Consider the following 12,855-nt stretch of genomic DNA (forward strand, 5'->3'; position numbering starts at 1 on the left):
TTGAATCAAATTTGGGAAAGTGGTAGACTGTTTCATAGGGACGCTCCTTTTTAAATTGTTTGTGTCGTAACAACAATTTTACTAAAAGGGCGTCCTTTTTTGTAGTTTTTTAATGGATTTAATTGGTTAATCAACACTCTTGACCCTTCAACTTGATTTCATGTTATCGCTGTTAAGCGACTAAACAAAATAAGGAGACATGTCATCAGTAAAGAGTTATCTCTATTATTCTATTAAACTCTACAACAATTGACTAAAGTGATTAGGTTAATTGGGGACGGATCCCATTCTACTTTTTTTATGAATAGGTACCTAAGGAGATTTCACAAAAACTTGATGAATAATTAATAGGTACCCTATTAATAAAGGCAGGAGGTCAATCCTGTTTTTGCCATCTTTATTTACCACTGTCGGACGGGAACTTGGAAATATTGGTGCCTGTCCCTCATCGTGTTATTGTATTAACGTACCGGGGGACAGGCACCATTTTTCAGACAGCATTCATGTCTTTTGCTTCATAAAGAAACGATGTTTAAACTCTTCTATTCCATATTTATGAAAAAAGTAGAGTCGGATCCGTCCCCGGTTAACCCTATGTTTTCAAGTAAGTTGATTGAGGTTATCGAGTATGCCAATGATATAGTAAAATCAGCAAATCAGAAGAGACCAATATTTATTAGCTTTGAAAGTGAGGCAAAATTCAGGTCAGGAATTTTCACAATGTATCCTGTGGAACTAGATGTTGTACTTAGTGCGCTAGATGACTTGAAAAGTCATCCAAGGATAGAGATTAAGGATATGAATAGTGGAGGTAGCCTGGAAACAAGATTAGAATTCTTCCACAACAATGAGCTTATTATGGAAGGGATAATAAGCCAATTTAGATAGATTATAACTAATCCTACTAACCCAAAAGATAAAGATCCTAGATTGGGTTTAGGAGATCGTTTTACATTGGATGAATTCCCTAAGGAAGGAAATTCCACTGTTGTTAGGGTAATGAAGATGACTACAATAACAAGCCAATTAAACGGTAAACCTGATACTATTCAATATTATCTTGAACCTTATTTAGGTTAAGAAGATTTTGTTTTTTAGAAATGGTTTGAGAAAAAGTATGATACTGTGTCAAATATGTGTAAAATAAAGATAAATAATATGAATGAAAAATTTAACAAGAGAGGAGGAAATACTTTAATGAAGAGTAAGAGAGAGATAATGGATATAATCAACAAGTTAGATGATCATATAGCAGATGATTTTGAAGCTCAAGACTTGGACTTCAAACAATAGAATGATAGAAGTAGAGAAGATAATATAAAAACAATGATTAGTTATGCTGTTTGTATGGCGAACGGTGGTGGGGGTAGTGTTGTTTTTGGTATAGCTGACAAAGTGCAGGGGATAGATAATGCTCTAATAGGAATACCATTTGATATAGATATACCTGCCCTGCAAAAAAGGATTTATGAAAAGACTGACCCTCATTTAACTCCTTCATTCGATGACATCTATCTAAAAGATGGTTCTGTAAGGCTTTTAATAATGAATGTTTTCCCAGGAATGCCCCCTTATACAACAACAGACGGTGCTGCAACAATAAGACAGGGAAAAGATTGTTTGCCTTTCACAGGAACATTAAGAAGACAAATGATTGATTCATCAGGACAGGTTGATTTTACATCTGAGGTAATTTACGAAGATTGGAATAATTTGTTTTCCCACTCCGCTATGGAACGAATACGTGAATTCATGTCACGTGAGAGAGCGGATGATAGTTTGTTATCACTTTCTGATGAAGACCTTTTAAAATCTATCGGTGGTATTAAGAATGGATATTTTACAAAGGGGTCTCTATTATTAGTTGGTAAGCCAGATGCTATTGAAAGGCTAATTCCACAACATAAGTGGTCATATAGAAAAATGCTAAGTGATATAGATTATTCCCATAGGGATGATGGAACTCACGCTATTCCTGTTGCTTTATATGAATTAGAGAGATATATATCAGTGGATAACCCAATGGTTACAATAGAGTCAGGACTAGTTCATCCTGAGTTTAGTACTTACCCAACAATTGCACTTAGAGAAGCATTGTTAAATGCCTTTGGCCATCGAGATTACAGAATAAGTGGAACAATTATGTTAAAGCAATATAGGGATAAATTAGTACTAACCAACCCTGGCCAATTTATAGGAGGCATAACTCCAAATAATATATTACACCATCCGCCAGTAGCTAGAAACAACCATCTAATGGATCTACTGGATAGATTAAAATTAGTAAATAGGTCTAATTTAGGCGTATCTAGAATATTCCGCTCCCTACTAGTAGAAGGTAAAGAACCCCCCATTTATAGAGAAGTTGGCAGTAATATTGAATTGACCTTTATATCCTCTCCTCTAAATAAAGGGTTTAAGAACTTGGTAAAACAAATGGTTAATGAAGGCAATCAGATTGATGTAGATCATTTACTCATTTTGCAATATTTAATCAGACACGAACAAATTGATACTGTAATTGCAGCAGAGGTCTCTCAACGAAGTGTCGAACAAGCTAGAGAATTATTAAGTAAAATGTACAATGATTTTAATTTGTTAGAATCAGTTGGTCGTGGTAAAGGGAGGTACTATACTTTATCGAGAAAGGCATATGAATTGTTAAAAGAAAATATGAAGTATGAACGCCAACAAAGCTTAGATAAAGAGGCAGTTAAAATCAGAGTTTTATCTATTCTTAAAGAACGGACTTTAACTAATAAAGAAATAAGACAATTAACAGGAATGAATAGTAAACAAGTACAACGTCTAATTAAGGAACTAGAACCTGATGGAGTAGAGGTAAGTGGAAGAGGCGCTGGAACAAAGTATGTGTATAATCCTCCAAAATAAGGACAAAAATGGAGACAGAATAAGGACATATTGGTACCATTTCTCCCTATATTATAATAAAATTGAATAAAAATAAGGACATAATGCGGACGTTAATGATAAATATTTAAGTGCAGTTAAGAATAGGGACAAAAATAGAGACAAAATAAAACCAGGAGAGGGTTGACCTCTCCTTATTTATTTACCCTATCCAACGTTACATTGAACCGTATCACAAGTGATGGTAAAGCAGCAATTTGAACTTATTCTAGATAGTTCTTTACTTAACTCTTAGGTAAAAAAACAAAAGTGGCATAGAATTCTACTTCCAACGAAGTAAAACATAGATAAAAGAAATACAGGGGAGGAACGCAATACAAAAATAGATGTTCGTTTAGAAAATGGTACAGTTGAAATGACGCAGAAAGCAATTGCTAATATTTACCAAAAAGTGTTAATACGATAAACGAACATTTATGCAGAAGGGGAATTGCAGGAGTCGGCAACTATTCGGAAAAACCGAATAGTTCAAATTGAGGGTAAACGTGAGGTTTCATTTTACAATCTTGAAATGATTCTTGCAATCGGCTATCGTGTCCGTTCCTATAGAGGTACACAGTTCCGCCAATGGGCAACAGAACGGTTGAATGAATATCTGGTAAAAGGCTTTACAATGGATGATGATGACCGTTTGAAAGAATTGCGTAACTTCGGTCAAGATTATTTTGCTGAACTTCTTGAACGTATTCGAGATATACGGGCATCAGAGAGAAGATTTTATTTGAAGATTACTGATATCTACGCTACAACAGTGGATTATGATGCAAAAGTTGAAATTTCTAAGGAGTTTTTCGCAACGGTTCAAAATAAATTAATTGGGGACGGATCCCATTCTACTTTTTTCATGAATAGGTACATAAAGAGATTTCACAAAAACTTGATGAATAATTAATAGGTACCCTATTAATAAAGGAAGGAGGTCAATCCTGTTTTTGCCATCTTTATTTACCACTGTCGGACGGGAACTTGGAAATATTGGTGCCTGTCCCTCATCGTGTTATTGTATTAACGTACCGGGGGGCAAGCACCATTTTTCAGACAGCATTCATGTCTTTTGCTTCATAAAGAAACGATGTTTAAACGCTTATATTCCATATTTCTGCAAAAAGTAGAGTCGAATCCGTCCCCGGTTAACCATAGCTGCGTGGGTAACAGTCGCCCCAAGCACTTGATAGGATAGAGATGCTTCAAATTGTTTCGTGTAGCTTTTTCCAGATGCCACACACTCATATTTCCAGACGAAAGATATCTCACAATGCTTGCACATCATGCGAATGGCTGGAATGAAAAGGAAAACACGGTGTCCAAAGGCTGGAAGGTGACGTACTTTTCGTTGATAAGCATTTTCTTTGCGAATTACATCTAATCCCCGACATTGTGGACAAGGTTGAAGATAATCAATCGGTTAGACATGAATCAAAAAATCATCGTGTATGTTTTCAACATTGGAAATCGTTAGCTCTTTTAAGTTGAATAGAATACTGGTAAAATGAGAGTGCATCTGTAAACCTCGCTTGTTGTTTGGTCGTACTTTCAACTATAGAGGATACAGATGTTTTTTCTATTTTTTTCGTTAAGAACAGACTTTGGCGTTGAGCCAGAATTAATCCAATTAATTTCTGCGTAGAGAAGCACTATCCAGAAATTGACAAAGGATAACTGTGTCTCCCGGTGAGTGCTTTTTTTTGGGGGAAAAGGAAGGGAATGTAAAAACTTTATTTTTCTGAGTTGGATTAAGTGTTTTATTAAAGATAGAAGTTATTTGAGAAATCATCTAAAATGGTATCTGTAATTTTTATTATAATTAGAGGTGGATAAGCAGTTGGGAGAATTGTCATATCTTTATCATTATACAAGTATTGAAACTCTGGCTTTAATATTGAAAAATAAAACGATTCGTTTTAGTAGTCTATCAAGAGTTGACGATATTGAGGAACAGGGAACATCGGATTTTGGGGATCTTGGAAGGTTCTGTTTTGTTAGTTGTTGGACAAACGAAACAGAGGAATCAATTCCGTTGTGGAATCTCTATACACCTAATATGACTGGCGTAAGGATTAGATTGCCAATCAGTCCATTTAAAACCGTAGTGATTAATCCAGATGGAAAGCATATTAAGGAAAGTTTTGTAACGCATCCATCACTAACCAGTGAAAAACTTTCGGTTCACGGTTATTTACTAAATCCACCTTATTTAGCAAATCTTTTTCAAGTAAAATACACTGATGTGCGAGATAAATTAAATAGGAAAGTATTAACGGCGGAGAAACAAGAGACCGAACTAGAAAATGGCTCAAATAGAACAGGTTGGGGTAAAACTATCAATCTTGAAAATATTGGAATATATAAGAATATACAATGGGAGTTTCAAAAAGAGTATCGATATAGATTTATTATAGTTCCTTGGACAATGAATGATTTAGAATCAGCAAAATCATACGAAGATCAGGTCAGATTGATTGACCGTTTAGAAACAGAAGAGCTAAAGAAAGACTTTTTTGATCTTGATCTTAATGAACAGTCCATGAATGATTTGGAAATCCTAATTGGTCCAAGAGCTAATGATGCCCAAAGACAAATCGTAAAAAGTCTGGTCAATGATTTGAATCCAAATGCAGTAATAAAAGAAAGTAACCTTCGAATACGTTAAAAAAATTATGGACGAGGACTGAAAAAGTGAGCCCTCGTCCTATTTTTTCCTCTTAAATAACTCCGGTGAACCGTACCATAAGTAAATCAGTTTTTTGGAAGAGTGATCTAAGGAAAGGAGAGACAGGTGCCTTATCCCAATCATTCACAAAAAAACTAGACATAAAGTAAGGCATCTTTCTAAGTAAGAGGTTTAGATTTTAATTGTCTCTTGCCTTTTCATTTCCATCAACCCCACTAGAAAAAGCCTGTCGCTCTTTGACAGGCTTTTTTGCTTCTATATTAAGACCAAGAGAAATGTCCCCCTGGTATCAAAACTTCTTATCCATAGGGTAATCATGAACTGCGAACGATAGCAGCAATCATCGTTTTGACCAAATCGACGAAAAATATTAACCGCTCCAAAACAATTACAACAAGGGAACGGCCTTTTGCCCACCCGTGTTAAATCACCCTTCAATTTTATTTTTTTCAAATAAGAAACAAAAACATACCGGAAGAACTGTCCCCATGGTCCTTGGTCTTCAAGTTGAGTTGTTTGATTAGTTAGCCTCGAAATATGTAAAATATTCTTAGTAAATGGTTTTATTAAGAGTGGTAGGTAAATATTATGGGGAAATTTTGCAGAAAGAGATAAGTAAGAAAATTTGAAAATGAATAAAAAAACTGAATTGTCATAAGAGGAGTGATTTTTTTGGAGTTAAATGATGTTATTCATGGGCACAGATCCATACGAGAATATGAAGATAAGGAAGTAAGTCAAGAATTATTAGACCAAATACTAGATGCAGGTATTCGAGCCTCTTCTAGTGGGAATATGCAACCCTACTCGATCATTGTGACAAAAGATAAAGAGCTGAAGGGAAAATTATATACTGCCCATATGGATCAATCCATGGTTGTGGATGCACCTATTCTTTTAACATTTTGTGTGGATTTTAATCGAATGAGAAAATGGCTGACGCTTAATGATGCGCCTGTGCATTTTGATAATTTCATGAGCTTTATGATTGGTGCCATTGATGCGACTCTGGTAGCGCAAAATTGTGCTTTAGCAGCAGAAGACGCTGGGTTAGGAATTTGCTATATGGGCTCAACCCTTGCTAACTGTGATCAAATTGGTAAACTATTAAACTTACCACCAAATGTCGTACCCATTGTAGGGTATTCACTTGGATATCCAGCAGAAAACCCTGCTCCACGTGATCGGCTGCCAAAGCATGGACTTGTTCATTATGATCAGTATCAAGATTATTCTGATGAAGATATTATTGCTATTTATAAAGAGAGAGATGAGAAGGGTTGGAAACGTTATATGGATAACCCTGAGTTGAAGGAAATGACAGAACGATTGGGATTAAAGAACCTTGCCGAAATCTATACCATTGCCAAATATACGAAAGAATCCCATCACGAATTTTCGCAGACCGTGCTGAATTACTTAGAAAGCCAGAATTTCATGAAGAATGGTTGATTCGCTTTGCTAGTCTGAAAAATGAGTAATAGCTAGTTATGTTTCTCCGTAGTAAAGTATGTAATCAAATTTTGGTGCCTGTCCCCCCAGTTCGTGACCACATGGATGTGCCCGGGGACAGGAACCTGTTTAATGAAATGGTGGTTATCCATATTAAAAGGGTCTTTTAGATTGAATAGATATGTTACCGAAAAGCTCTTTTCGCATACTTTGTTGCTTTTGACACAAAGAAAAAACAGGCAGTGGGTTTTTCGACTGATTTCTTCTTTTTTATCTAGAAATGAAGAATTTTTCATTAGGATAAGACTTATCTTTCTGAAAGTGAGGAATAATAAATGATGGAATTATCCTTAAAGAACGGAAAACTCTATATAGTGAGAGAGTTTAAGGAAAATGATTTTGATAGTATCCATAATCTAAACGTCGAAGAGGAATGGTCAAATCTTGTTAAGAATAAGGAAGATACTAAGCAAGCATGGATACATTCAAATATAGCTTTTCTTGTTTTTGATAACAACAACCTTGTAGGATATTTAAGAGGATTTACTGATGAAAATGTGACAACATTTATTTGTGAACTGCTAGTCAATAAGCGCTATCGTGGGCAGGGAATAGGAAAAGAGCTTATAAAATTTGTTCACAATCTATATCCAAAAACGAGAATAGATTTACTTGCTACAAAATCATCAAGCTCTTTTTATGAAGAGAATCATTACAGAGCATTCTATGGTTACAGAAAAAGTATCGAAGAATATTAATACTTAACGTTAATTCAGCAATCAGGTATGATTCTTGAACTAACAGACAGTAGGTAGAGGTGAAGGTCACTATTCAAGCCTTTTAGAGTAGGAAAAAATATTAATGAATTTACCAAATGTAAGTAAGCGTTCGGTGTTGAATTAAGTAATCCAATAGAAAAGTGAGCAAGTAAAAAAGCATTAGTTAAAAATAACCAATGCTTTTTTTGCTTCTTAAATCACCACAGTGAACCGTACCAGAAGTAAATCAATTTTTTGGAAGAGTGGTCTATAAGACTGCTCTTATTATTTGCCGGAAAATAAGATAGTAGTCAAATCCATCACCTCACCATTCTGTTTAAAACAAGATTAACCCTTGACATAATACCTTATGGGGTATATAGTCTTTATAAGAACGTAAAAAAAGATTGTTTGGTTTAGCTTTTAGGAGGTGTCTTGATGGAATACAGTTCTCAAGTCAAAAATCGTATTAAGCGTGTTGAAGGGCAACTCCGGGGAGTCTTAAGAATGATGGAGCAAGAACAAGATTGTAAGGAAGTTATATCTCAGCTATCTGCAGCTAAAACGGCTCTTGATCGTTCTGTAGGACTGATTGTTAGCTTAAATCTTGTCGAATGTGTAAATGATGCACAAAAGTCTGGTAAAAACACGGAAGAACTTGTAAATGAAGCAGTAAACTTATTAGTAAAAAGTAGATAATTGTCGTATCGACAACTTTTTTTAGTATTTAATATACCCTTATAGGTATTTTGAGGAAGATGAATTTCAATATTATTTAGGAGGATTTATTAATGAACGCACATAAAGTACTTGATGCAAAAGGGTTAGCTTGTCCTATGCCAATCGTGAAAACAAGAAAGGCTATTAAAGAAATTGAAGCAGGCCAAATTTTAGAAGTTCAAGCTACGGATAAAGGTGCTAAAAGTGATTTAACAGCTTGGGCTAAATCAACTGGGCATGAACTATTGGATTTTAAAGAAGAAAATGATTTATTCTTATTTTGGATTAAAAAAGCATAAATTTTTTTAGGGAAATTAATACCCTATACAGTATAAAGAGGAGGAAATATAATGTCAGAGACAAAGACAACGAATATTATTCTTTTTAGTGGAGATTACGATAAAGCAATGGCTGCGTATATAATTGCAAATGGAGCTGCAGCATATGATCACGAAGTAACTATTTTTCACACTTTCTGGGGATTAAATGCTTTAAGGAAAGAAGCAATGGTTCCGGTTAAAAAAGGATTTATAGAGAAAATGTTTGGTAAAATGATGCCTCGTGGTGCAGATAACTTAGGTCTTTCAACAATGAATATGATGGGAATGGGACCTAAAATGATTAAAAGTGTGATGAAGAAACACAATGTTATGTCTTTACCTGCTCTTGTTGAATTGGCAAAAGAACAAGAAATAAAGCTTGTAGCATGCACGATGACGATGGATTTATTAGGTCTAGAAAAAGAGGAATTATTAGAAGGAATCGAATATGCAGGTGTGGCTGCTTATTTAGCTGATGCAGAAGATGGAAATGTGAATTTATTTATCTAATCCTCTTCTAGGCTCTTATTGTATATATTGTGGCTAGTTCATTCGATTTTTGATTAAACGGTTCATTTTCCTGTTGATTTCCATCAAAAGCAGACGAAAAGAGGACCTAAACAAAGCGATATCATCGTTTATAGACTGGTTCGAGCAGCAGCAAACTTTGCGAAAACAGTCAATTAAATTAAAAATATACCCCTTGTGGTAATTGGAGGTTTCAATATGAATACGATTGAATCAAATTTCGTCTTAGATGCAAAAGGGTTAGCTTGTCCAATGCCCATTGTGAAAACAAAAAAAGCAATGAAAAACTTAGAAGCTGGTCATGTTATTGAAATTCAAGCAACTGATAAAGGATCTAAAGCTGATCTTCAAGCGTGGGCAAGAAGTAATGGTCATGACTATCTTGGGATGATTGAAGAAGGAGATGTATTAATGCATTTTATTCGCAAATCAAGTGGAGAAGATACTGTTGAACGTAAACATGACACAGTGGTGGATAATCATGATTTAGCTAGCAAGTTAAGTGAAGAAAATGTAGTTGTTCTTGATGTGCGTGAAAAAGCAGAATATGCCTTTACACATATTCCAGGCGCTATTTCCATACCACTTGGAGAACTTCAGTCACGTGCAGTCGAACTTGATAAAGATAAGTCTATTTATGTTGTGTGTCGTTCAGGTAATCGCAGCGATATGGCTGCCCAATTATTAGCAGAAAAAGGATTCTTAAATGTTATTAATGTAGTTCCAGGAATGAGCGAATGGTCTGGAGACGTAGAATCTAGCGTTAACTAAGTCGAAATTTAATTAAGCATATTCATTAGGAGGTTGGAAAAGTGTCAGTTAAAGCAATGAATTCAAAAGAAATAGCCAAAAAAGTAATGAATAAAGAAGCGTTATTTATATTAGATGTGCGGAATGTAGATGCCTTTGAAGATTGGAAAATTGAAGGAGAAAATGTTGAGTATTTAAACATTCCATACTTTGATCTTTTAGACGGAGTGGAGGGGATTTTAGATCAGCTTCCTCTGGATAAAGAGATCTTAGTGGTTTGTGCTAAAGAAGGATCTTCTATAATGATTGCTGAGATGATTTCTGATGAAGGGAAGGACATTTCTTACCTTGAGGGTGGTATGAAAGCTTGGAGTGAACACCTAGAGCCTATTAAAGTAGGCGACTTAACAAACGGAGGAGCGCTTTATCAATTCGTCCGTTTAGGAAAAGGTTGCCTCTCTTACATGGTTGTGTCTAATGGAGAAGCAGCTATTATAGATGCCGCTCGGATGACAGATAACTATATCGAATTTGCCAATGAAAAAAATATAACGATTACCCATGTATTTGATACCCATTTACACGCGGATCATATTTCTGGAGGTCGTAAAATTGCAGAAGAAACAAATGCGATTTACTGGTTACCTCCAAAGGATGCGGAAGATGTTTCATTCGAATACTCAGCACTTGAAGATGGAAATAAAGTATTCATTGGAAATACTACAATTGACATTAATGCTTTATATTCACCCGGTCACACGGTTGGTTCAACATCATTTATCATTGATGAAACTTATTTATTATCTGGTGATATTTTATTTGTTGACAGCATTGGCCGTCCAGATCTAGCTGGGAAAGCAGCAGACTGGGTAGCTGACTTAAGAGAAAGTCTTTACAAACGGTATAAGAACCTTTCAATGGAACTAACGGTTCTTCCCGCTCACTTTATGATTATCGAGGAGTTAAATGAAGATGGCTCTGTTGGTGAAAAGCTTGGTACACTTTTTGCGAAAAATCACGGCTTAAACATTGAAAGTGATGATGAGTTTAGAAAATTAGTTTCTGAAAATCTACCACCTCAACCGAATTCTTATCAAGAAATTCGAGAAACGAATATGGGGAAAATTACTCCTGATGAAGAGGAACAACGTGAAATGGAAATTGGTCCAAACCGCTGTGCCGTTAGATAATTTTTCTTATTAAATCGTATATTAAGAGGCTCTTTTCGTATGCATTGTGGCTATATCATCTGATTTTTGACTAAATCCTCCATTTCACTGTTGATTTCCCTAAAAATAGACGGATCCTCGAAGTTTTTATTCATCAAAATAATTAAGTCTATTACGAAAAGTAACATTTTTTCCGAAAACAGACTTTACAGTAAAGGAGGAAACAAATCCATGGATCTAGCTTTTATGATAACCATCTTTTTAATCGGGTTTATTGGGTCTTATATCTCTGGAATGGTAGGTATTGGGGGCAGTATTATTAAATATCCAATGCTTCTTTATATTCCACCCTTATTAGGAGTAGCTACTTTTTCTGCACATGAGGTTTCAGGTATTAGTGCAGTACAAGTATTCTTTGCCACGCTTGGTGGGGTTTGGGCTTATCGAAAAGGCGGCTACTTAAATAAATCCCTTATTACGTATATGGGTGTCAGTATTTTAATTGGTAGCTTCATTGGAGGTTACGGTTCAAAGTTTATGAGTGAAGCAGGAATTAATATTGTTTATGGTGTCCTAGCTTTAATTGCGGCAATTATGATGTTTATTCCTAAAAAAGGGATTGACGATATTAAATTGGATGAAGTTACCTTCAATAAATGGTTATCAGCATCACTAGCTTTAATCGTAGGTTTAGGTGCAGGAATCGTAGGAGCTGCTGGAGCTTTTCTATTAGTTCCAATTATGTTAGTGGTTCTTAAGATACCAACTAGAATGACAATTGCATCATCCCTGGCTATTACGTTGATCTCTTCAATCGGTTCTACAGTTGGTAAGATCTCAACTGGTCAAGTCGATTATTATTCAGCCATTATTATGGTCATCGCAAGTTTAATTGCCGCTCCTCTAGGTGCAAAGGCTGGTAAGAAAATGAACACAAAGATACTACAAATGATTTTAGCCTTTTTAATCTTAGGAACTGCGATAAAAATATGGCTTGATATACTCTAAAAATAAATAACTTAGTATGTTAGCTTTTTCCTAAAATAAGAGAAGAGTAATTTAAAATCGTAGGTAGTTCAGATAACATCAAGAAATAGAGTATGAAACTCCAATGGTTTATACTCTATTTTTTGTGTTGAAAATACAAATCGAAAAAGTAATAGGCAATATATATTAATGATACGGAGGAGGTGAAACACCTTTTATGCGATTAAAGTACAGGATTTTTGGTCATTGTTGATAAATCTGAAGATCGGAAAGTCATTTTCAAGAACCGATTGAATTCCATTAGTTCTTCTGTGGAACTCTTTTTTAAAGGCTCTTTTCTCATACATTGTGGTTATTTTAGCTGATTTTTGACTAAATCCTCCATTTCACTGTTGATTTTCATCAAAATAGACGAAAGGATGCCTGAAACAAAGCTTTATCATAGATGATAAACTAATAGGAAAAGCCACAATCTCTACGAAAACAGCCTTTTAAAAATTTTGGAACCCGAACGGTGCCACTAACAAGCGTTCTAATATCATAAAGGATTTCAATCACATCAAAGTTCA

Annotated in this window: 12 protein-coding genes; 11 read left to right on the plus strand and 1 reads right to left on the minus strand. The window is 35.1% G+C overall.

The window, feature by feature from the left end; all coding sequences use genetic code 11:
* Window positions 1-1,326 precede the first annotated feature (1,326 nt).
* Both U8D43_RS17890 and rhuM read left to right on the plus strand, forming a co-directional pair.
* Window positions 1,327-2,892, plus strand: coding sequence for an ATP-binding protein (locus U8D43_RS17890; protein WP_335872545.1), 1,566 nt, complete (start codon window positions 1,327-1,329; stop codon window positions 2,890-2,892).
* A gap of 469 nt (window positions 2,893-3,361) precedes the next feature.
* Entirely contained in the window at window positions 3,362-3,823 is a 462-nt protein-coding gene (gene rhuM / locus U8D43_RS17895; RefSeq protein WP_335872546.1) for a RhuM family protein, read from the plus strand.
* A gap of 192 nt (window positions 3,824-4,015) precedes the next feature.
* On the opposite strand, the gene U8D43_RS21100 is transcribed toward rhuM, so the two are convergent.
* The gene (locus tag U8D43_RS21100) at window positions 4,016-4,333 is read right to left on the minus strand and encodes a transposase family protein (protein WP_442893633.1); all 318 of its coding nucleotides are present in this window, start codon (window positions 4,331-4,333) and stop codon (window positions 4,016-4,018) included.
* A 420-nt stretch (window positions 4,334-4,753) separates the two neighbouring features.
* Here U8D43_RS21100 and U8D43_RS17900 point away from each other — a divergent pair, with 420 nt between their 5' ends.
* From U8D43_RS17900 to U8D43_RS17940, 9 genes are all read left to right on the plus strand, one after another.
* Entirely contained in the window at window positions 4,754-5,581 is an 828-nt protein-coding gene (locus U8D43_RS17900) for a DUF2971 domain-containing protein (protein WP_335872547.1), read from the plus strand.
* 684 nt (window positions 5,582-6,265) lie between these two features.
* Entirely contained in the window at window positions 6,266-7,054 is a 789-nt protein-coding gene (locus U8D43_RS17905; protein ID WP_335872548.1) for a nitroreductase family protein, read from the plus strand.
* A 335-nt stretch (window positions 7,055-7,389) separates the two neighbouring features.
* The gene (locus U8D43_RS17910; protein WP_335872549.1) at window positions 7,390-7,812 is read left to right on the plus strand and encodes a GNAT family N-acetyltransferase; all 423 of its coding nucleotides are present in this window, start codon (window positions 7,390-7,392) and stop codon (window positions 7,810-7,812) included.
* Window positions 7,813-8,250: 438 nt separating this feature from the next.
* Window positions 8,251-8,511: a metal-sensitive transcriptional regulator gene (locus U8D43_RS17915; RefSeq protein WP_335872550.1), complete on the plus strand. Its 261-nt coding sequence runs from the start codon at window positions 8,251-8,253 to the stop codon at window positions 8,509-8,511.
* A 92-nt stretch (window positions 8,512-8,603) separates the two neighbouring features.
* Window positions 8,604-8,831 carry a sulfurtransferase TusA family protein gene (locus tag U8D43_RS17920; RefSeq protein ID WP_335872551.1) on the plus strand — a complete coding sequence of 76 codons (228 nt, stop codon included), beginning with the start codon at window positions 8,604-8,606 and terminating at the stop codon, window positions 8,829-8,831.
* A gap of 51 nt (window positions 8,832-8,882) precedes the next feature.
* Window positions 8,883-9,362, plus strand: a complete 480-nt coding sequence (locus tag U8D43_RS17925; protein WP_442893631.1) for a DsrE/DsrF/DrsH-like family protein — start codon at window positions 8,883-8,885, stop codon at window positions 9,360-9,362.
* 216 nt (window positions 9,363-9,578) lie between these two features.
* Window positions 9,579-10,151: a sulfurtransferase TusA family protein gene (locus tag U8D43_RS17930; protein ID WP_335872552.1), complete on the plus strand. Its 573-nt coding sequence runs from the start codon at window positions 9,579-9,581 to the stop codon at window positions 10,149-10,151.
* A gap of 41 nt (window positions 10,152-10,192) precedes the next feature.
* Window positions 10,193-11,320, plus strand: a complete 1,128-nt coding sequence (locus U8D43_RS17935) for an MBL fold metallo-hydrolase (protein WP_335872553.1) — start codon at window positions 10,193-10,195, stop codon at window positions 11,318-11,320.
* Window positions 11,321-11,530: 210 nt separating this feature from the next.
* Window positions 11,531-12,307: a sulfite exporter TauE/SafE family protein gene (locus U8D43_RS17940; RefSeq protein ID WP_335872554.1), complete on the plus strand. Its 777-nt coding sequence runs from the start codon at window positions 11,531-11,533 to the stop codon at window positions 12,305-12,307.
* Window positions 12,308-12,855: the final 548 nt, after the last annotated feature.

It is taken from the genome of Bacillus sp. 2205SS5-2, assembly GCF_037024155.1.
Classification (GTDB): domain Bacteria; phylum Bacillota; class Bacilli; order Bacillales; family Bacillaceae_K; genus Bacillus_CI.

Excerpts from the sequence above, each read along its gene's own strand:
- U8D43_RS17890 (WP_335872545.1), top strand. The coding sequence starts at position 1,327 with ATGATTAGTTATGCTGTTTGTATGGCGAACGGTGGTGGGGGTAGTGTT.
- U8D43_RS17910 (WP_335872549.1), top strand. The coding sequence starts at position 7,390 with ATGATGGAATTATCCTTAAAGAACGGAAAACTCTATATAGTGAGAGAG.
- U8D43_RS17915 (WP_335872550.1), top strand. The coding sequence starts at position 8,251 with ATGGAATACAGTTCTCAAGTCAAAAATCGTATTAAGCGTGTTGAAGGG.
- U8D43_RS17920 (WP_335872551.1), top strand. The coding sequence starts at position 8,604 with ATGAACGCACATAAAGTACTTGATGCAAAAGGGTTAGCTTGTCCTATG.
- U8D43_RS17925 (WP_442893631.1), top strand. The coding sequence starts at position 8,883 with ATGTCAGAGACAAAGACAACGAATATTATTCTTTTTAGTGGAGATTAC.
- U8D43_RS17930 (WP_335872552.1), top strand. The coding sequence starts at position 9,579 with ATGAATACGATTGAATCAAATTTCGTCTTAGATGCAAAAGGGTTAGCT.
- U8D43_RS17940 (WP_335872554.1), top strand. The coding sequence starts at position 11,531 with ATGGATCTAGCTTTTATGATAACCATCTTTTTAATCGGGTTTATTGGG.